Origin of the sequence: Pseudoalteromonas sp. GutCa3 (genome assembly GCF_002836155.1) — a bacterium.
GTDB classification, from domain to species: domain Bacteria; phylum Pseudomonadota; class Gammaproteobacteria; order Enterobacterales; family Alteromonadaceae; genus Pseudoalteromonas; species Pseudoalteromonas arctica.
On record NZ_PJBK01000016.1, the window covers coordinates 51,136 to 72,632 of the forward strand.

Annotated in this window: 19 protein-coding genes; 15 read left to right on the forward strand and 4 right to left on the reverse strand. The window is 38.2% G+C overall.

Translation table 11 applies throughout. The features are described from left to right. Positions 1-12: 12 nt before the first annotated feature. From CXF64_RS02000 to CXF64_RS02035, 8 genes are all read left to right on the forward strand, one after another. Positions 13-1,266 carry a DUF819 family protein gene (locus CXF64_RS02000; protein ID WP_024591612.1) on the forward strand — a complete coding sequence of 418 codons (1,254 nt, stop codon included), beginning with the start codon at positions 13-15 and terminating at the stop codon, positions 1,264-1,266. A 9-nt stretch (positions 1,267-1,275) separates the two neighbouring features. Beyond that, positions 1,276-2,130, forward strand: coding sequence for a 3-deoxy-8-phosphooctulonate synthase (gene kdsA / locus CXF64_RS02005; RefSeq protein ID WP_007583968.1), 855 nt, complete (start codon positions 1,276-1,278; stop codon positions 2,128-2,130). Between the two features lie 121 nt (positions 2,131-2,251). Then, positions 2,252-3,154 carry a transcriptional regulator GcvA gene (locus tag CXF64_RS02010; RefSeq protein WP_002958561.1) on the forward strand — a complete coding sequence of 301 codons (903 nt, stop codon included), beginning with the start codon at positions 2,252-2,254 and terminating at the stop codon, positions 3,152-3,154. Positions 3,155-3,156: 2 nt separating this feature from the next. Further along, positions 3,157-3,792, forward strand: coding sequence for an alpha/beta family hydrolase (locus CXF64_RS02015; RefSeq protein ID WP_024591611.1), 636 nt, complete (start codon positions 3,157-3,159; stop codon positions 3,790-3,792). A 19-nt stretch (positions 3,793-3,811) separates the two neighbouring features. Continuing rightward, complete coding sequence (locus tag CXF64_RS02020; protein WP_007583972.1) at positions 3,812-4,180, forward strand: DUF423 domain-containing protein; 369 nt, start codon at positions 3,812-3,814, stop codon at positions 4,178-4,180. Between the two features lie 17 nt (positions 4,181-4,197). Continuing rightward, complete coding sequence (gene rlmM, locus CXF64_RS02025; protein WP_007583974.1) at positions 4,198-5,283, forward strand: 23S rRNA (cytidine(2498)-2'-O)-methyltransferase RlmM; 1,086 nt, start codon at positions 4,198-4,200, stop codon at positions 5,281-5,283. A 16-nt stretch (positions 5,284-5,299) separates the two neighbouring features. Next, complete coding sequence (locus tag CXF64_RS02030) at positions 5,300-8,608, forward strand: PKD domain-containing protein (protein ID WP_101216153.1); 3,309 nt, start codon at positions 5,300-5,302, stop codon at positions 8,606-8,608. Between the two features lies 1 nt (position 8,609). Then, a complete protein-coding gene (locus CXF64_RS02035; protein WP_101216154.1) occupies positions 8,610-9,131 on the forward strand; it encodes a hypothetical protein in 522 nt (173 codons plus the stop codon). A gap of 73 nt (positions 9,132-9,204) precedes the next feature. On the opposite strand, the gene cysZ is transcribed toward CXF64_RS02035, so the two are convergent. Beyond that, positions 9,205-9,915, reverse strand: a complete 711-nt coding sequence (cysZ, locus tag CXF64_RS02040) for a sulfate transporter CysZ (RefSeq protein WP_010554723.1) — start codon at positions 9,913-9,915, stop codon at positions 9,205-9,207. Positions 9,916-10,227: 312 nt separating this feature from the next. On the opposite strand from cysZ, the gene CXF64_RS02045 reads away from it, so the two are divergent. The 6 genes from CXF64_RS02045 to speB all read left to right on the forward strand — a co-directional run bounded on the left by CXF64_RS02045 (position 10,228) and on the right by speB (position 18,314). Continuing rightward, positions 10,228-12,480: a sensor domain-containing phosphodiesterase gene (locus CXF64_RS02045; protein WP_101216155.1), complete on the forward strand. Its 2,253-nt coding sequence runs from the start codon at positions 10,228-10,230 to the stop codon at positions 12,478-12,480. 346 nt (positions 12,481-12,826) lie between these two features. Next, entirely contained in the window at positions 12,827-13,288 is a 462-nt protein-coding gene (locus CXF64_RS02050; RefSeq protein ID WP_024591605.1) for a GNAT family N-acetyltransferase, read from the forward strand. A 233-nt stretch (positions 13,289-13,521) separates the two neighbouring features. Next, positions 13,522-14,391 carry an MYG1 family protein gene (locus tag CXF64_RS02055; protein ID WP_101216156.1) on the forward strand — a complete coding sequence of 290 codons (870 nt, stop codon included), beginning with the start codon at positions 13,522-13,524 and terminating at the stop codon, positions 14,389-14,391. A 77-nt stretch (positions 14,392-14,468) separates the two neighbouring features. Then, positions 14,469-14,801, forward strand: coding sequence for a YnfA family protein (locus CXF64_RS02060; protein WP_007378102.1), 333 nt, complete (start codon positions 14,469-14,471; stop codon positions 14,799-14,801). A gap of 672 nt (positions 14,802-15,473) precedes the next feature. Further along, entirely contained in the window at positions 15,474-17,387 is a 1,914-nt protein-coding gene (gene speA / locus CXF64_RS02065) for a biosynthetic arginine decarboxylase (RefSeq protein ID WP_101216157.1), read from the forward strand. Between the two features lie 3 nt (positions 17,388-17,390). Beyond that, positions 17,391-18,314: an agmatinase gene (gene speB, locus CXF64_RS02070; RefSeq protein WP_101216158.1), complete on the forward strand. Its 924-nt coding sequence runs from the start codon at positions 17,391-17,393 to the stop codon at positions 18,312-18,314. A 54-nt stretch (positions 18,315-18,368) separates the two neighbouring features. Here speB and CXF64_RS02075 read toward each other — a convergent pair whose 3' ends face one another. From CXF64_RS02075 to CXF64_RS02085, 3 genes are read right to left on the reverse strand one after another with little or no spacing between them, the layout of a single operon-like run. Beyond that, positions 18,369-18,767, reverse strand: coding sequence for a DoxX-like family protein (locus CXF64_RS02075; RefSeq protein ID WP_010555377.1), 399 nt, complete (start codon positions 18,765-18,767; stop codon positions 18,369-18,371). Further along, positions 18,754-19,776 carry a M48 family metallopeptidase gene (locus CXF64_RS02080; RefSeq protein ID WP_101216159.1) on the reverse strand — a complete coding sequence of 341 codons (1,023 nt, stop codon included), beginning with the start codon at positions 19,774-19,776 and terminating at the stop codon, positions 18,754-18,756. The genes CXF64_RS02075 and CXF64_RS02080 overlap by 14 nt, the downstream gene beginning before the upstream one ends. Positions 19,777-19,785: 9 nt before the next feature. Further along, entirely contained in the window at positions 19,786-20,895 is a 1,110-nt protein-coding gene (locus CXF64_RS02085) for a YjgN family protein (RefSeq protein ID WP_101216160.1), read from the reverse strand. A gap of 394 nt (positions 20,896-21,289) precedes the next feature. Here CXF64_RS02085 and CXF64_RS02090 point away from each other — a divergent pair, with 394 nt between their 5' ends. Further along, the gene (locus CXF64_RS02090) at positions 21,290-21,493 is read left to right on the forward strand and encodes a DUF1656 domain-containing protein (protein WP_008171772.1); all 204 of its coding nucleotides are present in this window, start codon (positions 21,290-21,292) and stop codon (positions 21,491-21,493) included. Positions 21,494-21,497: the final 4 nt, after the last annotated feature.

The following is a 21,497-nucleotide window of genomic DNA, read 5'->3' on the forward strand; positions in this document are numbered from 1 at the left end:
ATAGGAATAATTATGGTTGAAACTCAAAGCGCATTAATTACAAATGATGCCGTTGTGCTTGGTTTGCTTGCTGTTATTTTAGGGGTTATTTTTAAAACCTCAAACAGTGAGCGTCCAGCTTTAAAACGATTTTATAAATACGTACCTGCTTTACTACTGTGTTACTTTTTACCTTCGTTATTAAATACCTTTGGTATTGTAGATGGTAATAAATCTAATGTTTATTATGTGGCTTCGCGCTACTTACTGCCTGCTTGTTTAATACTACTTACCATTAGTATTGATTTAAAAGCTATTATTAACTTAGGCCCTAAAGCGCTCATTATGTTTTTAGTGGGTACATTAGGTATTGTTATTGGTGGGCCATTAGCTATTTTAGTAGTGAGTGCATTTGATCCAAGTATTGTTGGTGGTCATGGGCCCGATGCAGTATGGCGCGGTATGACAACCGTTGCGGGGAGCTGGATTGGCGGTGGTGCTAACCAGGCATCAATGAAAGAGATGTTTGAAGTTGGTGGTGATATATTTTCTGTAATGATTACAGTAGATGTAATAGTCGCGAATATTTGGATGGCTGTTTTATTGTTAATGGCAGCAAATCATAAAAAAATTGATGCTGCTACGGGTGCTGATACAAGCGCAATTGAAGATTTAAAAAAACGTGTTGAAGCCTATCATGCTGAACACGCACGTATTCCTACTCTTAACGATTACATGACGCTGCTTGCAATTGCATTTGGTATAACCGGTTTAGCGCACTTTTGTGCTGACTTTTTAGGTCCGTACTTTGGCACTACTTACGAGTGGGCAAAAGAGTACAGCTTAAACAGTAAATTCTTTTGGCTAATTGTTATATCAACAACGATTGGCATAGGCTTATCGTTTACTAAAGTGAGACAAATAGAAGCGTTTGGCGCTTCAAAGGTAGCCTCTAGCTTTTTGTATATTTTAGTTGCATCGATTGGTTTGCATATGAATGTAACCGCTATTTTTAATAACCCAGGGTTATTTTTAGTTGGTGCCATTTGGATGTTAGTGCATGCAAGCATAATGTTAGTAGTAGCTAAACTAATTAAAGCACCGTTATTTTATATGGCTGTGGGCTCGCAGGCTAATGTGGGCGGTGCAGCGTCTGCACCTGTTGTAGCATCAGCGTTTCATCCCTCATTAGCACCTGTTGGTGTCCTGTTAGCTGTACTGGGCTATGGTGTGGGTACTTATATGGCTTATATTTGTGGATTAATGATGCAAGCAGTTGCACCGTAAGGAATTTAAATGAAAGACCAAATTATTAAAATTAATGAAATTGAACTAGCAAACAACAAACCGTTTGTATTGTTTGGTGGTATTAACGTATTAGAATCTCGTGATTTAGCAATGCGTGTTGCAGAGCATTACGTAGAAGTTACGACGAAACTCAATATTCCTTATGTATTTAAAGCGTCATTTGATAAGGCTAACCGTTCTTCAATCAATTCGTACCGTGGTCCTGGTATGGAAGAAGGTTTAAAAATATTTGAAGAGATTAAAAAGACCTTCAACATACCGCTTATTACTGATGTACACGAACCGCATCAAGCAGCACCTGTTGCTGAAGTTGTTGATGTAATTCAGTTACCAGCCTTTTTAGCACGTCAAACAGATTTAGTTGTGGCGATGGCTAAAACAGGTGCAATTATTAACGTGAAAAAACCACAGTTTTTAGCGCCGCATGAAATGCGCCATATCATTACTAAATTTAATGAAGCGGGTAATAATAACATCGCACTTTGTGAGCGTGGTTCTAGCTTTGGTTACAACAACCTAGTGGTTGATATGCTGGGTATGGATGACATGAAAGCAATGGCGCCTGTTATTTTTGATGCAACACATGCGCTACAACGCCCTGGTGGACGAGCTGACTCTGCTGATGGTCGTCGTGCACAAGCTGCAGAGCTTGCTCGAAGTGGTATGGCGCTAGGTATTGCAGGTTTATTTATTGAGGCGCATCCAAACCCTAACGAAGCTAAATGTGATGGCCCATGTGCGCTAGCGCTTAGTAAGTTAGAAGGGTACTTAACGCAAATGAAAGCGGTTGATGATTTAATTAAAAGCTTTGCCCCACTTGATACAAGTGCAAGCGATTTATAATTAAGCATGATGTTTATTAAAAAGCGACTCAGGTCGCTTTTTTTATGCCTTTAATATACACAAACTTATATGATGTATATAATCTCACGCATAAGAAAAACTAATTCTAAGCTTGGTTATTATGTCAAGACGGGTACCTCCATTAAACGCATTAAAAGCCTTTGAAGCGGCTGCGCGTCATTTAAGTTTTACTAAGGCTGCAGAAGAGCTCTATGTAACGCAGGCGGCAGTAAGTCATCAAATAAAAACACTTGAAGAGCATTTAGGTTTAAAGTTGTTTTTACGTAAAAACCGCTCATTATTATTAACTGAAGAAGGCCAAGGCTATTTTTTAGATATAAAAGAGATTTTTACTCAGCTTATTGATGCAACTGAAAAGCTATTAGCCCGTGGTGCTAAGGGCTCATTAACAGTTAGTCTAACACCAAGTTTTGCTATTCAGTGGTTAGTGCCTCGTTTGAGTTTGTTTAATGAGTTACACCCAGAGATAGACGTGCGAATAAAAGCACAAGATCAAGATGAAAACTCACTGACTGATGACGTAGATATTGCTATTTACTATGGAAGAGGCCATTGGAATGGCGTACAAGCGTACAAACTTCATACCGAGTATTTAGTACCACTTTGTAGCCCTATGTTATTAAGCGGGTTAAAGCCGCTTGATCAACCTAGTGATTTAGCGCATCACACCTTATTGCATGACACCACACGTAAAAACTGGAAAACGTGGATGAAAACTGCAGGCGTGCGTAACATTCAGGTAAATCAAGGACCTATATTTAGTCACTCATCAATGGTATTACAAGCTGCAGTACATGGGCAAGGTGTGGCAATTGGTAATAGTGTATTAGCTAAACCCGACATAGATGCAGGGCGTTTGGTTATTCCGTTTAATCACAGTCTAGAAAGTAAAAATGCATATTACTTAGTGCTTCGCGAATCGCAAACAGAGCTTGGTAAAATAGTTTCGTTTAAAGAGTGGATGCTGAGCTTAGTAGAGCATGAGCAAGAACATGAGTATTAACAATGATTGAATGGTTTAAAAACACCGCACAACCTGCAATTGCACAGTTTATATTTGCGCATGGTGCAGGTGCTGGTAGCGATTCTGACTTTATGCAACATATGGCAAAATTAATAAGCGAGCAAGGTGTTGATGTTGGTTTATTTGATTTTGAATATATGCAAATTGCTAAACAAACTAATAAACGTAGGCCTCCTGAGCGAGCGCCAAAGCTACTTACTCATTATGAGCAAGTGCTTGGGCAGGCGCAGCCAGATTTACCGTTATTTATAGGCGGTAAATCGATGGGCGGACGCATGGCATCAATGCTTGCGTGCAGCACAGAGCAAAGACTTTCGGGTGTTATTGCATTTGGTTATCCATTTCATCCGCCGGGTAAGCCAGAAAAGTTACGCACCGATCATTTTGCTGATATTGTTTGCCCTTTTTTAGTATTACAGGGCGAGCGAGATACATTTGGTACACGTGAAGAACTGCTTACTATGGAAATGCCAAAACAGCCTTTACTCACATGGCTGACTGATGGCGATCATTCATTAAAACCACGTAAAAAAAGTGGCGTAACTGAACTGCAAAATAGAGAAACAGCAGCGTTAAGTGCCGTTGAATTTATTAAGCAACAAGTAGAGATGTGTTAAGACTCGATTAGGGGATTAGATGATTAAATTATTTTTAATGGCCGGCAGTATTTTTTGTATGCTCTCGGTTATGTTAGGTGCATTTGCTGCCCATGGTTTAAAAAGCCGTTTATCGGAGTATTCATTAGGGGTTTTTAAAACAGCTGCTGAGTATCAAATGGTGCATGGCCTTGCACTTATTGCGGTGGCTATTTTAATTAAATGGGGCATAAACCTGAGTTGGGCTGGTGGTTTTTTTATAACGGGCACACTACTTTTTAGTGGCAGTTTATATTTACTCGCTCTAACAGATATGAAGTGGCTAGGGCCGATAACACCGCTTGGTGGATTGTGCTTTATTATTGGTTGGATTGTTATTTTAGTGCAAGTCGCACGATTTAAGTTTTAAAGAGTTTAAGGGTTAATATGTCTAGTGTTGTGATTTATTGTCGTAGTGGTTTTGAAAGCGATGCCGCTGCTGAAATAACGTTTCATGCTGCAGAGCAGGGTTTTGCAGGGTATGTAAAAGCAAAGCCAAATACAGGTTATGTTGTTTACGAATGTTTTGAAGCGCATCACAGCGACGAAATAATCAAAAAAGTCGATTTTAAAAATATGGTGTTTGCACGCCAATGGTTTGCCGGTACATTACTTGAAAACATGCCAGTAGAGGACCGTGTAAGTGCAGTAGTTGAAGCTGCTAAAGATTTTACATTGTGCTCAGAACTGCGCGTAGAAACGCCAGATACAAATGAAGGCAAAGAGCTTTTAACGTTCTGTAAAAAAATATCAACGCCGCTTAAAAAAGCCCTCGAAAAACAAAATACAGTACTGCGTGAGCCAAAAGCAAACCGCCCAGTAATGCATGTCATGTTTTTAACAAACAATACGGCTTATGTTGGTTACTCGTATAGCTTTAATAATTCTCCATTTTTCATGGGTATTTTACGCCTTCGTATGCCAAGCGATGCACCGAGTCGTTCAACGTTAAAACTCGACGAAGCGTTTAATGTATTTATTCCTGAGCAACAACGTGAATCACGCGTGGCAGCAGGTATGCGCAGTGTTGATTTAGGTGCATGCCCGGGTGGTTGGACTTATCAGCTTGTACGCCGTGGTATGTTTGTAAGTGCGATTGATAACGGCCCAATGAATGACGATTTAATGCAAACGGGGCAAGTTAAACATTTTAGAGCAGATGGTTTTAAATATCGCCCAGAAAAAAGAAATATTACTTGGTTAGTGTGCGATATGGTGGAAAAACCAACCAAAGTGACTACGCTAATGATTGACTGGGCAGTAAATGCATACGCAAAAGAGTTTATATTTAACTTAAAACTACCTATGAAAAAACGCTTTGATAGTGTTTATGAATGTCTTTCGATGATAAGAAAAGAGCTTGAGAAACATAGCATTAATTACGAGTTACAAGCTAAACATCTCTATCATGATCGTGAGGAAATAACCGTTCATTTAAACGTTACTAAGGTGCCACAAAATTTGTATAGTTAATATGTAGAGGCTAAAAGTGGTAAAAAACAATATTAATAAATGGCTAAGTTTACTTTTTTTATCACTTTTAATCACAGGTTGTGGCGGCGGCGGAGAAGGTAGTGATTCAACTACGCCCTCTGGTAACGCTGCGCCCAGTGTTACGCTCTCTGTTAGTAGTAACGTTATTGTCTCTAACCAATCGTTTACTATTACTGCGCTTGCAAGTGATAGTGACGGGCAAATAGCCAATTATCAATGGCAACAACTTAGTGGTCCTGAATTTACATTTATTGTTAATGGCAATACGCTTACAGCTACTGCACCGAGTGTAACCACTGACACGACCTTTAGTTTTTCAGTTACTGTTACTGATAATTCAGGTGCTACTGCACAACAAGTATTTTCAGGCACTATCACTTCTCAAAATAATGCACCTACAGTTAATATTACAGGCCCAAGTAGTGCACTTGCTAACACACAAGTAAGCTTAGTTGCTAACGCTCAAGATACAGATGGAACCATAAGCACTATTAGTTGGATTCAGTCTGCGGGAGATAATGTTGATTTTAGCCAATCAGATGGTGTACTTAGTTTTACTGCCCCCAATGTATCTGAAAATACAACGCTAGGCTTTAGCGTAACCGTAACTGACAATGCCGGTAAAAGCGCTCAAGCGAGTAAAACGGTTTTAATTAATCAAGTAAATAGCGCGCCAACAGTCATTGTTACAGGCCCTGAAGAAGCTGAAAAAGATGACAGTGTAACCCTAGTTGCAGATGCACAAGACAGCGATGGCAGTATTAATAGCATAACCTGGCAGCAAACAAGTGGCCCTGTAGTTGAACTTACCCAAACAGAAACAAGTATTAGCTTTAATGCGCCCACTGTTGCGCAAAATACCAATGTAACGTTTGTAGTAACTGTTACCGATGACGATAACGCTACAAATAACGCCCAGAAAATAGTTGTAATATTAGCCCCAAATAACCCACCGGCTGCCGATGATGTAAATATAAATGTGCAATATAACCAAGCCACAGAATTTAGCTTAGTGGTTAGCGACGCTGATAACGATAGCGTACAGATTGACTTTGGTGATGATTTAAATGGTGCGCAAATCAGTGTTATTGATGCCCAAGCCTTACGTTTTAGTTACACACCTCCTGCAAACAGTATCACTCCACAAAGCTATACGTTAACGGCGACTGATACAAAAGACACAACCGAATTTGTACTGAGTGTTACCGTTGTTGATTCAACGCCCGCTACAATTAGTAATGTAACGCCCCAAAATAGTAATGACCCAGTCTTTGTAGATAGCCCTGTTAGCATTACATTTTCAGATATTATGCTCGTGAGTACTTTAGCCGTTAACTCTAGTAGTGGTACTTGTACTGGAAGCGTACAAGTGTCAGCAGATAATTTTACTACTTGCTTGGCCTTAACTATTGAAAGTTTGTCGGGTACTACCAGCGACACAAGTACTTATTTTCATACTGTAAATTTAAGCGCAAGCTTTGATGAAGACACTCAATATATTGTTCGTGTTACAGCTGATTTAGCTAATTTTGATAGCACAACTATTTTGGCGCAAACTGCCACCTCGTTTACAACTTCTAGCCAAGATATAAAAATAACAGAGCTTTCATCTGTGCAATTTAGTAATGACTTACCTTGGATTGAACTTTATAACGGCACCGGTGCGACAGTAAATTTACAAGACTACTCTCTTAAAGCTCGCAGTATTAATATGTCTGATAGTACGTTGAGTGATGAGCAAGTATTTGCGCTGCCTAATAAAGAGCTTTTAAATGGCGCCTATATTATTTTACAAAGCCGCTTTGGCGATGATTTTTTAGCAAGTGCGTCATTAAATAACACTAAGCTTGTACTTGTTGGTAGCGCGAATGATCAAATTAGGCCTTATTGGTACATAAATGGTTTTGCAGAATTACTTAATAGTGCGGGTACACAAACTATCGACTTTGTTAAGTTTGGAAATTCAACCCAAGAGCCTGTAACAGCCTCGCAGTGGCAAGGCGAAAATGCTGCACAAATACTGCCAGAGCAGGGCGCCAGCTTAAAGCGTACGCTCGGCGCAACCGATACCAACCAAAATACAGACTGGAACTACTCAGTATTCAATACTCCGGCAGGGCCTAACGATATAACTTGCTCAATAGATGATGATGAAGACGGTATTCCAGATTGTGCAGAGGTAGAGGGAGCAACATTTGGTGGGCTGCCTTTGTATGAATGGGGGGCGCGTACTTCACAAAAAGATATATTTATTGAAATAGATTATATGGATAGTAGTGATGTTGGAATAACGCCTCATCGAACTGCACTTGAAAAAATTGTTAGTGTATTTGCAAGTAAAGGCTATACCGTTCATTTTGATGTAGGTGACTTATTTGATCAAAATAGCGATATTGCGCCGCAAAACTTTGATTTAGGTGGCGGAAATGTTGTCCCTTTTAATAGTTATACTCCGTTTGAGTACGATTTAAGTAGCCCTAATTTGTTTGCTTATAAAATGGAATATACCGATATAACCCGCAGACCCATCTTTCATTACTTATTAATGGCAAGTAGTGGAAATGAAGATGGCAGTATTAGTGGGTCGGGTATTGCTGAGATCAGCGGTAATGATTTAATGGTAACTATGGGCGGCTGGGGCTTAACGCTCGATACGCAAATAGCAACCAATGTAACTTATAATTATCAAGCATCAACTATCTTTCATGAGCTAGGCCATAACTTAGGCTTATACCATGGTGGCAATGAAGAGGTTAACTTTAAGCCTAATCATTTAAGCTCTATGAATTATTTATATCAATTAGCGGGTTTATCAACAATAGGTAATAACGAAGGCGATCGTTATTATGAGCGTTTTTATCCCGGCAATGCTAGCTGCGATATTACACCAAATACTAATAGTCATTTAGGCTCTACAGATGATTTTATTATTGATTATTCAAGTGGTAGTTCAGCAGATTTAAATGAGAGCACAATACTTGAAGCACAGGGGCTAAATCGAAATGGCTCACTACCTGTTGATTTTAACTGTAATGCAATTAACACCGAAAGCCTAACCAGCTTTGATACTAACCAAGATAATACAATATCAATACTTAGTGATGTAGATGAGTGGAGCATGCTTAATTTGCAGTTTTATATGCAAAGTGCAGGTAATCGATTTGGCGTGCCAAATACTAATAATAGTAAGGTGTATAATTTACAAAGCTCACCTACTAATATTGAAACGCTGCCCAGTTATATAAAAGAAGCGCAGCCAAGTAGTGCAATTATTGCTGAGTTAAAAGCAATTAAAGAGCATTAATATGAAACTAGGGTTAAGTATTAAGTTTATTGTTTGTAGTAGTTTTTTAAGCTTACTAATAGCGTGTAGCGATACTAACAATGCACGTGAATGGTTACTAAAAAACGACAATTTATATTACAAAAATACAGCTATTGACTGGCGAGTTGAATCAGTAAAGGGCTGTAAGACATGCGTTATAAGGCAAGATGTTGTTTATCAGCCTGAAGGCATTAGTAGTTATAATACGTTAATGCAGAGTCAAAATTGGGTGGCGGTACATGAGTTAAGTAAAATCAATGTTATTCGTTTAAAGATGCCAGACCAAACACCTTACTTATTCGTAGAGCGTATAAAAGGGCGAACACTAAAGCTGTTTGATCAGCAGCAAAACTACAGTATAAAAATTGGTGAAGTTACAGCCGTTAATTTTAACAATCAGCGCTTTAGTATTTTGATTAAAAAATTTGAAGAAGTAGATAAACAAAGCGTCGCATTACCAAGGCGTGCATCGCTTGAGTTTATTGTTTTAAAAATAGATTAAAAAAAGCACCTTAGGTGCTTTTTTATCTCGGGTGCGGTGTCCTTCGGATATTAAAAAGTCAGCAACCTCTTAATTAACTACGGTATTTTGGTCGATAATTATCGACCCACAAACGTGTTGCACCACACACAGCTACAGGCATAACTATTAAGTTTACAAAGGGTATAGCCGTTAATAACATAACAGCAAAACCAAACCCGTATGATAAACCTTGCTTAGATTTTAAATCGTCTTTCATCTGTTTAAAGCCAATTTTATGGTTATCAAACGCATAGTCTTCATACTGCACCGCGTACATCCAACAGGTAAACAAAACCCATAGTATTTGTCCAATGACAGGTAAAACCCAAAGTAGTATGAAAAAACCAATAGCGCGAGGAAGGTAATAGCACAACTTCGTCCACTCACGGGCAAGCATTCTAGGTACATCTTTAACTAATTCGGAAAAACCATCATCGTTAATTTTTTGACCCGTTAAATAAAGCTCAACTTTTTCGCTTAATAAAGCATTGAATGGGGCTGCAATAAAATTAGTGATTATAGTAAATAGCATACTGTAGCTAAATAATACGACTAATACAGCAATTGGCCACATTAGCCATTCAAGCCAGCTTAACCATTCTGGTAGCATGTTACTGATGTAGCTAAAGCTATCACTTAGCCATCCAAATAAGAAAAACAACGAACTACCAAATAGCAGAACATTAATTAAAAGCGGGATAAGTACAAAGCGCTTTAACCCTTTTTGGCTAATTAATTTAAATCCCGAAAAAAAATATTCCATACCTTGTGTGATCTGCACTGTAACCTCAAAAAATATTTACCATTAGTTATAGTATAAATAGCTTAATAATTTTGAACAGTAATTTTAAGTAACAAAGTGTTAGCTTTAATGTTGCGGTTTTGGTTATATAGTAACTACAGGTGTTTAGTAATATGCAATTATGATTAATCAATGTAGACCCGGTTAGTTTTTTATTAATAAAAGAATGAACTTACTAATCATGACTATACTGAACTTTACTACGTAGAAAAAAAGCATCTGTTTGAGGCTTTTTGTTGTATCAATATGTATAAATAATGCGAGCAAGTGAAAATGGGTACGGATAGGTTAAAAAAGTTATTATCTCACCAGCAAGGCATCTTATCTAAAATTGCATTAGGGGTACCTTTAAATGAGGTGCTTACTGAAATTTGTTTATCAATAGAGCAGATTATTGATGATGAATCTGCTAGGTGTTCCATTTTATCAGTTAAAGGCCAGCAGCTTTTTCATTGCGCAGCCCCTAATATTCACCCAGAGTACTGTAGTTTGCTTAATGGGGTTCACATAGGGCCAAAAGTGGGCTCTTGTGGTACTGCTGCATTTTCGAAATCGCGCACGATTGTAGAAAATATTGAAATCTCACCGCTATGGGAGGACTTTAAAGATTTAGCGCTAAAGTTTGATCTTAGGTCATGTTGGTCAACACCTATTTTTTCAACTCAAGCTGATTTGTTAGGCACCTTTGCTATCTATCACAGCACACCTAAAACCCCATCAGAGCAAGATTTAGAATTAATAGATTTTTTTGTGCACTTTTCAAGTATCGCTCTTGAGAAAAGTAACGAATTTGAGAAGGCAAAACAGCTTGTCGTTAATTTACAGCATAGTAATGAAAAATTTAAAGCCTTCACCAAAGTAATGCCCGATCTCATCCTCATTTTAAGTGAAGATGGCACATATACCGATGTTTATGGTACCTCTAATGAGTTACTGCTTGATTCGACCACGGATCTTATTGGTGAAAATGTTAAAGACCTGCTTCCTCAAAAAGATGCGCAGATGATAATGGACGTCATTGAAACAACACTCTCGACTAACGAGATGCAAATTTTTGAATATGAATTAGATGTGCCAAAAGGAAGTGTAGTTTTTGAGGGACGAGCTGCCGCTTTAGATCATTACAACCCCAATAGTCCTACAAAAAGACATGTAGTATGGATGGCCAGAGATATTTCAATAAAGAAAAAGGCTGAGCAAGAAGTTCATAAACTCGCCTTTTACGATCCATTAACTAATCTTCCAAATAGAAGAATGCTTAGCGACAAATTAAGTCGATGTGTAGAGAGTGTTAAGCGTAATAAAAATATAGGGGCATTATTATTTTTAGACCTAGATAACTTTAAGCGTATTAATGACTCGTTAGGGCACAGTGCGGGTGATGAAGTACTTGTAGAGTTATCAAAAAGGTTAAGCGCAATAATAAAAGGCTCAGATACACTGGCCAGAGCGGGTGGTGATGAATTTATTATTTTACTCAAACACATAGGGCAAGATACAAAGCAAGCAATCCTAGAATGTAAAGCCGTTGCTAAAGAAATTCAAAGAGCTTTTCATGATAAGTTTGAAGTGGGCAACCTTGCATTTCAAGTAAGTTGTAGCATAGGTATTTGCCTAATTGATAGCGTAAATGCACAGGCTGACAATATATTAAAATTTGCAGATACTGCTATGTATCGTTCTAAAAATAAAGGGGGTAATAGCAGCAGCTTTTACGATCCAGCCTTGCAAACACTACTTGAAAAGCAAACAGAGCTAGAAACCGACATAGTGAGAGCAATTGCATCTAATGAGTTTTGTGCTTACTTTCAGCCACAAGTTAATACGCAGGGTGATGTTGTTGGTGCTGAAGCACTTATTAGATGGAACCACCCTCAAAGAGGGCTGATAACAGCAAACGAATTTATACCTATTGCAGAGCAATACGGACTTATTCAAAAACTACAAAATATTGTTTTGCATGATATATGTATTTTAATTAACGAGCTTAAAGCAAGCGCTATCATTGACGACTCGTTTAGTGTTTCAATTAATATTAGTCAAAGTCAGTTCAATTCATCAAATTTAAAAGGTGAGCTGTTCAACACTATCAATGAATTTGATATTCGAGCATCACAAATTAAGTTAGAAATAACCGAGTCAATGCTCTCTAGTGATATAGATTATACAATTAGGCAAATGAAAGAGCTCATTGCGGCTGGCTTTTTATTTTCGATTGACGATTTTGGAACTGGATACTCTTGCTTAGCTTACTTAAGTGCGTTTCCTGTTAAAGAATTAAAAATAGATAAAAGCTTTATTGATAAAATTTTAGATAATGAGATTGGCTTTAATATCGCGCAAACAATTATCAGTTTAGGAAAAAGCTTAAACTTAGTGGTCGTTGCAGAAGGCGTAGAAACAACAGAGCAGTATGACTTACTTAAAAAAATGAATATTGACACTATGCAAGGCTACTTAGTTGCAAAGCCGATGGATAAAGAACGTTATTTAAAATGGCATAGTGCTAATAGCAATCCGCAATAATACTTAATCAATTAGAGGGATTAAATCTGGCGGTAACTGTGTTAAAAAATTCTGCCTTGTTATCGACACGATTTTCTTATCTCAAAATAGATCACTTAATTAAGCAAATTTGGTACGGAAATGCTCTCAGAGCTTAATTACTTAAAGGCCAATGTTTAATAATTGGGAATAACCTAACAGAGACTTCCCATATGCTAGGTCACTTTTACTTTTTCTAGCTGCTAAAATTCCCCAAACTATATGCTAAATAAGGACTAAAGATTTTTTGGTTAAACAATGCTAAGCTATGCCCGCTTGAATATATTATTTAAAGCTTAATAAACTTATAACAATGAATGGAAGCTTTATGCAGTTAGTCGATTTGAACCCTAATGATCCCGATGTAGTAAATGTATTTGACGATATAGACCGACTTATAAATTCTTTATACCCTGTTGCTACAGCGCAGTCTTTGGAGTTAAACGAATTAACCTTACCTAATGTGTATGCTATTGGTTTAAAAACTGAAGAAGGTATTATCGCTTGTGGTGCGATTGTAGAGAAATTTGATACTCAGCCTTATGGCGAAATAAGACGTTTATATGTAAAACCAAGTCATCGTGGTAAAGGGCTATCAAGACGTATTATGCAGATTTTATTACATCAAGCTGGCGAAAAGAAAATCCCGTTAATACGTTTAGAAACAGGTCCAAAGCAAATAAAATCAATCAATTTATATGAAAACTTAGGCTTTAAACGCTGTAGCAGTTTTGGCTCATATGTAGATAATCCACAAAGTGTATTTATGGAGTTAGGGCTTAGCCAATAAGCTTATTAACGCTACGACATGTTAAAGCTTAATGTGTCGTAAATATCTGGCCTCATTATTACCTTGTAATAAAAGTCATACTCAAACTATTAACTATAAAAGCAGCTTTTATAGTGATGCAAAAAATACTTCACTGTTTTTAACACCTGTCTTCGTATAAAATCTGCCTCGATAATTAGTGACTAACTTACAAAGCGAGAATTTTTATCTTTTCTAAAAGTAGCAATAAACAAATGAGCGAAATAACAGTAGTAACCCACAATGGTAATTTTCATGCAGATGACGTTTTTAGTATTGCGGTACTTAAACATGTTTTGCCAACGTTTAAACTGGTACGTACTCGCGATAAAGCGCTTATAGAGAGTGCCGACTTTGTAATTGATGTAGGTGGCGAATACGATCCTGAAGCTAATCGCTTTGATCATCATCAACGCGGTGGTGCAGGCGAGCGAGAAAATGGCATCCCTTTTTCATCATTTGGTTTAGTGTGGAAAAAATACGGCTTAGCGCTGTGTGATGATAACCAAGCCGTGGCTGATAGAGTGGATTCAGGCTTAGTTTCAACCATTGATGCCATTGATTGTGGTCATGTTGAAGGTGTATCAAAGGGAATAAGCTTGAGCCAAACAATCTCAATGTTTAACCCTACGTGGGAAGAAGAGAGTAACTTTGATACCTGTTTTGATGAAGCTGTTGAATTTGCAGCTCGAATGCTCATTCGTTTTATCGCCTCAGCTCACGGTAGTGTAAATGCAAAAGCGATTGTTGCTAAAGCAATTGAAAATGCAGACGATGCTAGAGTTATCGTGCTTGAAAAATACACACCGTGGAAAAAAACAGTGCATATTTTATCAAGCGATGCGCTATACATGGTTTACCCATCGCATTCTGGGCAATGGATATTACAAACAGTACCCGTTGAGCCTGGCTCGTTTGAAGATAGAAAACCGCTTCCTAAAGCATGGTCAGGTTTATCTGATCAAGCGTTTATAGATGAAACCGGTATTGACGACGCTGTGTTCTGTCACAATGGCTTATTTATAGCGGGCACTAAGTCGTTTGAAAGCACAATGAAACTTGCCACCATGGCGCTTAGCGAATAACAACGCAGATTCATAACGAATACTAAGCATAACAATTTATATAGATTGTTATGCTTGTTATCTTAGCGTGGAGCATTATGTTTGAACTAAAAACAATCGCACTTTTTACTATTACAGCCTTAGCAGAAATAGTGGGTTGTTATTTGCCTTACCTTTGGCTTAAGCAAGATAAAAGCATTTTACTTTTAATTCCTGCGGCTTTAAGTTTGGCACTATTTGCATGGTTGCTATCTTTACATCCTACTGCAGCAGGGCGCGTGTATGCAGCTTATGGCGGCGTATATATTTGTGTTGCGCTATTATGGTTATGGGTTGTTGATGGCGTAAAGCTTACTATGTGGGATATTATTGGTGGTTTAGTTGCACTGCTAGGTATGGCTATAATTATGTTCGCACCAAAAAGTGCATAGCTGGCTCATACTCAATAAATAAAAAGCGCCTATTTATAGGGGAAAACACATATAGGCCCTGTCTTGGCTAAAAACCAAATGCACAGCTGCAATTTCTACCTCCAAAGATAAACACACCCTAGTGCTATTTAAAGTCCTATCTCGATTATTTTCAAACTGCCAATAAAATATAACAACTTCAATACGACAGGCAATACCTAACGCTACATATGCGCTAAGCAACTATTGAAGCTGGTGGATGTTATGCTGAGCGTTTTAGAAGTGCAGATTATATTCAATTTTAAAAATGCATAGGTATTACTTAAACACAACACGTTGGCTAAACTATGAGTAATATGAAGCGTGTAGAACACTCGGTTCTAATTCTTCAAAAGCAGATTCTATTACCAAAGTAACTCCAGATTAGTTTTATTGAATAGGGTAACTCATTTTTGCTAATAAAATTTATAAAGAGTCATTTAAAAACAGCCATTTTTTACAACTTTTCTTATCTTTAACAATCATCAAAGTCCTATTTTATATACGCTGGAGGGCAATGCGTGATTGGTTGTTTTGTTAATATTAGAAATCACTCGTTACGAGTAAAAATACTTGTTGGACTTAGATCTCTATTTTTCTTTTAATGCGCGGCACTAGCCGAGTTGGCACTAATTAAATAAAAGAGAAAGATAAATGAAAGAAACAACATCACTAGAACAAGCTCGTACGAGCTACAATGTTCGTCATTGGAGCCAAGGTTTTTTTGGTATTAATGATCAAGGTGATGTGTATGTTGCGCCCAAGGCTCATGCCCCAGAGCAAACCATTGCATTAACAGATATCGCAAAGCAACTACAAGATAAAGGTTTAAGCTTACCTGCTTTAGTTCGTTTTCCGCAAATTTTACACCATCGTGTACACAGCTTATGCGGCGCATTTAATACTGCGATTGAAAACTATGGTTACCCTAAAGACTACCTATTAGTTTACCCAATAAAAGTAAACCAACAACGTGAAGTGGTTGAGGAAATAGTAGCAAGCCAAGCACAAGTAGAAAAAAAGCAACTTGGTTTAGAAGCAGGCAGCAAGCCTGAACTACTTACAGTATTAGCATTGGCTGAAAAAACCAGCGCCGTTATTGTATGTAATGGCTACAAAGATAAAGAATACGTACGTTTAGCACTTATTGGCGAAAAGCTAGGTCATAAAGTGTATATCGTACTTGAAAAGCTTTCTGAGCTAGACATGGTGCTTAGCCAAGCAAAAGAGCTTAACGTAAAACCACGCATTGGTATTCGTGTACGTTTAGCGTCGCAAGGTAAAGGTAAATGGCAAGCGAGTGGCGGCGAAAAATCAAAATTTGGTTTATCTGCATCGCAAGTTTTGCATGTAGTTAATCGTTTAAAAGACGCAAACCAGCTTGATTTACTTCAGCTAGTACATTTTCACTTAGGCTCACAAATGGCGAACATTCGTGACGTACGTTTAGGTGTAAGCGAAGCTGCGCGTTTTTACTGTGAGCTACGTAAATTAGGCGCAGAAATTGATTGCCTTGATGTAGGTGGCGGTTTGGCTGTTGATTACGACGGCACACGTAGCCAGTCGCATAACTCTATGAATTACAGCTTAGCTGAATATGCAAATAACATTGTGTACACCATAGGTGATACATGTAAGCAATATGAGCAACCAATGCCAACTATTATTTCTGAGTCGGGTCGTGCGCTTACGGCGCATCATGCTGTGCTTATTTCCAATGTTATTGGTACTGAAAGTTACACGCCAGAAGAGTTAGTAGCGCCAGCGGCAGATGCACCCCTTTTATTAAAAAATATGTGGGCATCGTTTGTGCAGTTAACTGATTTAACGGATGACCGTGCATTAATTGAAATTTATCACGACAGCCAAGGCGACTTAGCTGAAGCGCATAACCAGTTTGCATTAGGTTTATTAGACTTATCGCAGCGTGCGTGGGCTGAACAAATTAATATTCGTATTTGTTATGAACTTAATAAGCACATGGATAATAAAAACCGTTTTCATCGTCCTATTATTGACGAGTTAAACGTACGTTTAGCCGATAAATTTTTTGTAAACTTCTCGTTATTTCAATCGCTTCCAGATGCATGGGGCATTGATCAAGTGTTTCCGGTATTGCCATTAAGTGGCTTAACTGAAGCACCAAAAAAACGTGCTGTATTACTTGATATAACCTGTGATTCAGACGGTGCACTTGAGCATTACGTAGACGGACAAGGTATTGAAAGCACACTACCTGTACCAGAGTTTAGCGCTGATAAACCTTATTTAATGGGCTTTTTCTTGGTGGGTGCTTATCAAGAAATTTTAGGTGATATGCATAACCTGTTTGGCGATACGCACAGCGCGATTGTTAATATGGATGAGCAAGGCGTTGCAAGCATTACCGAGATAAACCAAGGTGACACTGTTGCTGATATGATGCGATATGTACATTTAGATGTTGAAAGTTTTCAGAAATCATATGAGCAGTTGGTAAGCGCAAAAATTGAAAAACACGAACAGCAAAGCGTTTTAGACGAGTTGCAAAGCGGCCTTGATGGCTACACTTATTTAGAAGAGTTATAAGCAATGTCGACTTTGTTTGGTCACGCAGATCACTCATTGTACTCAAATGGGATGACGTTTTTACGTCGTCCTATGGTGCAAAACATTAATGTAATTGATGCAGACGTAGTCGTTTTAGGCTTACCGTTTGATTTAGCGACATCGGGTCGCCCTGGTGCACGTTTAGGCCCTGATGCGATTCGTCGTGCGTCTGTTCATTTAGCATGGGAAGACACTAAGTACCCGTGGACGTTCCCGTTGTTTGAGCGCTTAAAAGTGGCAGACGCAGGGGACTTTACTTACCCTGTTGGCGATCCTGAGTATTTTACTGCGCAACTAGAAATGGCTGCTGAGCAAATACTTCGTCAAGGTAAAACGCTATTAGGTTTAGGGGGCGATCACTTTGTGACGCTTCCGCTATTACGTGCTCATGCAAAAATACATGGCAAAATGGCGTTAGTGCACTTTGATGCGCACACCGATACCTATAGCAACGGCTCGCGATTTGATCACGGCACTATGTTTTATCATGCGCCAATGGAAGGGCTAATTGATGTTGAGCACAGTATACAAATAGGTATTCGTACCGATTTTGATCAAAGCAAACATGAGTTTGCTGTGATTGATGCAATGCAAGCTAACGATTTACATGCAAATGATATTGCAGCGCAAATACTTAAACGAGTAGGTGACCTACCTGTTTACTTAACATTTGATATAGATTGTTTAGACCCTGCGTTTGCGCCTGGTACAGGCACTCCTGTGTGCGGTGGTTTAACGTCAGATAAAGTACTTAAAGTACTGCGTGCGCTAAAAGGCATAAACATGGTAGGTATGGATGTGGTAGAAGTATCACCGTCGTATGACCAAAGTGAGCTTACCGCTATTGCCGCAGCAACAATTGCTAGCGAATTACTGCATTTGTGGACACATAAAAATAAGTATTAATTTTACAAATTAAATACTACAAAAAAGGGTATGCGCAGGCATACCCTTTTTTAGTTAGAGGTATCGATTATTCTGCAGCTTAATTTCCTTTAACCAAATAACGCTTAGCCCAATAAGAGGCAGGTTAGTAGTAACAGGGTTAAATGCTTCAATAAGTAATTGTGGCTGCATTGCAACTACAGCGAGTAGAAGGCCAATTAATGCTAAAATATTTAAAATTACTAGGTGTTTATTTTTATAAAACACAAATAAACACAATCCAAATATAATTTCGCCAACACCCGCCGAACGTGTAATTAAGTCAGACACTTCTGCTGAAAAACCAGCACTGCCAGTCATTAATTTTTCAAGTGGTGCAATATGATAAAGCTTTGGAAAAAAGCCATGATATATCCAACTTAAACTCACTATGTAGCGAGCAAGTTGAATATAACCGCGATTATTTCCTAGCATTGTCAATACGCTCTTGTGCACTTGGGTGGCTAGATAAGTACTCTAAAAAGTCATTTACTTTTTCGAGGTGTTCGTTTTCGCTGGTATGGCTTTCTTGTAGGGCTTCTATTGCATCAGCAAAGTCATTACTCGAATACCCAAGCGACTCTAATTGAGTGAGTGCAAAGGTATCTGCCTCGCGTTCCATATCTCGTGAAAACCCTTGCTGAGCAAACGATGCACCCGTACCTAACGCAACCTCAGCAACCCCTTCTAAATCACCAAATACAACCGCTAGCACAATCGTACTTGCGGCAGATTGTGCTGTAATACGTACGCTATGCTGGTGGACTACATGGCCCATCTCGTGTAGCAATACCGCTTTTAGTGCATTGGGTTTATCGGCAAGTAAATTTGCTAAATCATCTGTGACCACGATACGACCATGGGGTAGTGCAAACGCGTTAGCACCAAAGCTGTCTGATTTATAAAACGATAATCTATAAATCGATTGATCAAGCGATAACGCATTAAGCATACTTGTAAAATGCGCTTGTACTTTAGCTTGTTGCTCTGCGGGCAGCTCGCTTGGGTCAAGCGCAATCTTTTTAATTAGTGTAAAGCTTTGCTCCCCCATTTGTTCCACAACATTTCGTGGCAAGGTATCAACACTGTAAACAGCAATGGCCGGTACCGCTTTATAAAGTACTAACCACATAAAAAGCGGTGTAAATATGACTGCAGCTAAAATTGCCCATTTACTTTTTTCAAGGCGCTCCATTATGTGATGGTTATTTTCTTTAAATGGCCATCTGTAACTTACATCTTGAGGAATAAAACGACTGCCATCTTCAAAGTTTAGTTCGTCGGCAAGTCCTGCCATCCCCGAACTTAATTTTAGACTTGAGATTGCGTGGCGAGCTATAACGTGTTCATCGTTGATAACTTCAATGTGTGTGTCGCTAATAGTTGCAACACACACTTGATAGTTACTCGATGCGATGGGGAAAAAATGTCCCTTTACATGCATAGTGAGCTCTTAAGTTAGAGAAAGGTCAATATCAAATACGTTTGCAGCTTCCTCAGCAAATGATGATTGCTGTTCTTGCGCGGTATCAATTAGGTTTAATGCACCAGGATAAATAGTGACGTTAGTTACATCAGCGAGCATTTTTGATGTACGTACTTTTGTCCATGGGTATGCAAGGCCTAAAGAAAATACAATAGCCAACATATTAGTTAATAGTAAAACAGCGAAAGGAATTGGTTTTAGCTCTGATTTAAATGTAGCAACGCCTTCAAAATAGCTGTTATCAAAAATGTGATTTCTAATAGCGGCGTGCCATACAGCAGAAACAATGGCAATCATTAGCACATAGGCAATCATCATAAAGATAGGAAGCATAACCATAGCTGCAGAGTTTTCTAAATTTTGTTGATTTTCAATATCTACTAAGTTGAGGCCAAATAATCCTAAAATCCCCATAAATACCACCATGGTGATAGAGCTCACTACAAAGCAAATAAGCGCTGTTAAGTAATAGGTTTCGCCTTTTAGATTTACAGTAAGCGGTTTGTCGCCATAACTAATATTGCTATGGATATAGCTATCAATACGTTTTATAACGTAAGGCATTAATAAATAAAGCGTAAATATGCTGGCAATAGGTAAAAGTATAAAGTTAACAAAGGCTTCGCCATAGCTGCCTTTAAAAGCAAAGCGAACATTACGATGGCGGGTCATACGCAGATTAAAACGTAAACCTTGGTTAATAATCCATGGCATTAAAAAGATAAAACCAAGAGCAATAAACAGGCCTAAAATAGGCATAAAGCTAATAGAAAATGTATAAATAAAAAATACAATAACCGCTAAAATCCGACCTTTTAAAATTTGTATTGGCGTTGCTAGGTAGTCAAAGCTATGACCATTTATACGGGTGTGGCCGTAAAAATAGCGATGCGTACGTACTTTAGCCCATGCTGAGTATATGCCAAGCGTAATAACGCTAAGTAATATATTTACGATCCAAATTCCAAAAAACTCACCGCCTTTACCACTAAACTGCACTTTTCCGCTAAAAATTGGTTCAGCAGGCTCATTTATTGGTGGGGTTGTTTCAGATGGGGTAGGGTGTATTGATTCCATTAAAATTATATCCATGTTGTTTTTTTGTTAATTTACCCATTTTTAGTGCAAAATTCAATGTTTATAATTATCTCACCCTTCTGTAAACAGCTATAAATAGGCGTTTTAAGTATTGAGTTAAATACTCTAATACTTTTTTATAAGTAAACCTCGCTGGTTTTATTTATTTGGCTGGTAACTGGGAACTTTAGCTTTTTAATATGCGATTTAGCTACTATACATAGTTAATGCTGCTTAAATGTAATGGCATTAATTATGTATTAAGCACACCTACGTACAATTAAGCTAATTGATTTATATGCCAAAATAATAGATTGTAAGAGTAGTGGGGATGTAAATTTATTTAGGTTTTACAGCTTTTATCACCGCTTTAAATAACATTAGGATATTTATTATGTTTCAAGCAGTCGTGTTAGGGGGATTAGAATTTAGCCCGCTGATTGTTTATTTCCCAATTGCGTTTATTTTAACAGCGCTGACTCGTTTTGCTTTGCATCGACTAGATTGGCATGACCGTATTTGGAAAGTGGCTTGGTTTGAAGTGTCACTATTTGTTTGTTACTTGGCACTGGCCGTCTATTTACTAAGTGGAAGATAAATTG

Excerpts from the sequence above, each read along its gene's own strand:
- CXF64_RS02085 (WP_101216160.1), bottom strand. The coding sequence starts at position 20,895 with ATGGAATCAATACACCCTACCCCATCTGAAACAACCCCACCAATAAAT.
- CXF64_RS02010 (WP_002958561.1), top strand. The coding sequence starts at position 2,252 with ATGTCAAGACGGGTACCTCCATTAAACGCATTAAAAGCCTTTGAAGCG.
- CXF64_RS02050 (WP_024591605.1), top strand. The coding sequence starts at position 12,827 with ATGCAGTTAGTCGATTTGAACCCTAATGATCCCGATGTAGTAAATGTA.
- CXF64_RS02060 (WP_007378102.1), top strand. The coding sequence starts at position 14,469 with ATGTTTGAACTAAAAACAATCGCACTTTTTACTATTACAGCCTTAGCA.
- kdsA (WP_007583968.1), top strand. The coding sequence starts at position 1,276 with ATGAAAGACCAAATTATTAAAATTAATGAAATTGAACTAGCAAACAAC.
- CXF64_RS02035 (WP_101216154.1), top strand. The coding sequence starts at position 8,610 with ATGAAACTAGGGTTAAGTATTAAGTTTATTGTTTGTAGTAGTTTTTTA.
- CXF64_RS02045 (WP_101216155.1), top strand. The coding sequence starts at position 10,228 with ATGGGTACGGATAGGTTAAAAAAGTTATTATCTCACCAGCAAGGCATC.
- rlmM (WP_007583974.1), top strand. The coding sequence starts at position 4,198 with ATGTCTAGTGTTGTGATTTATTGTCGTAGTGGTTTTGAAAGCGATGCC.
- CXF64_RS02015 (WP_024591611.1), top strand. The coding sequence starts at position 3,157 with ATGATTGAATGGTTTAAAAACACCGCACAACCTGCAATTGCACAGTTT.
- CXF64_RS02020 (WP_007583972.1), top strand. The coding sequence starts at position 3,812 with ATGATTAAATTATTTTTAATGGCCGGCAGTATTTTTTGTATGCTCTCG.
- CXF64_RS02080 (WP_101216159.1), bottom strand. The coding sequence starts at position 19,776 with ATGCATGTAAAGGGACATTTTTTCCCCATCGCATCGAGTAACTATCAA.
- cysZ (WP_010554723.1), bottom strand. The coding sequence starts at position 9,915 with ATGGAATATTTTTTTTCGGGATTTAAATTAATTAGCCAAAAAGGGTTA.
- CXF64_RS02090 (WP_008171772.1), top strand. The coding sequence starts at position 21,290 with ATGTTTCAAGCAGTCGTGTTAGGGGGATTAGAATTTAGCCCGCTGATT.
- CXF64_RS02000 (WP_024591612.1), top strand. The coding sequence starts at position 13 with ATGGTTGAAACTCAAAGCGCATTAATTACAAATGATGCCGTTGTGCTT.
- speB (WP_101216158.1), top strand. The coding sequence starts at position 17,391 with ATGTCGACTTTGTTTGGTCACGCAGATCACTCATTGTACTCAAATGGG.
- speA (WP_101216157.1), top strand. The coding sequence starts at position 15,474 with ATGAAAGAAACAACATCACTAGAACAAGCTCGTACGAGCTACAATGTT.
- CXF64_RS02055 (WP_101216156.1), top strand. The coding sequence starts at position 13,522 with ATGAGCGAAATAACAGTAGTAACCCACAATGGTAATTTTCATGCAGAT.
- CXF64_RS02075 (WP_010555377.1), bottom strand. The coding sequence starts at position 18,767 with ATGCTAGGAAATAATCGCGGTTATATTCAACTTGCTCGCTACATAGTG.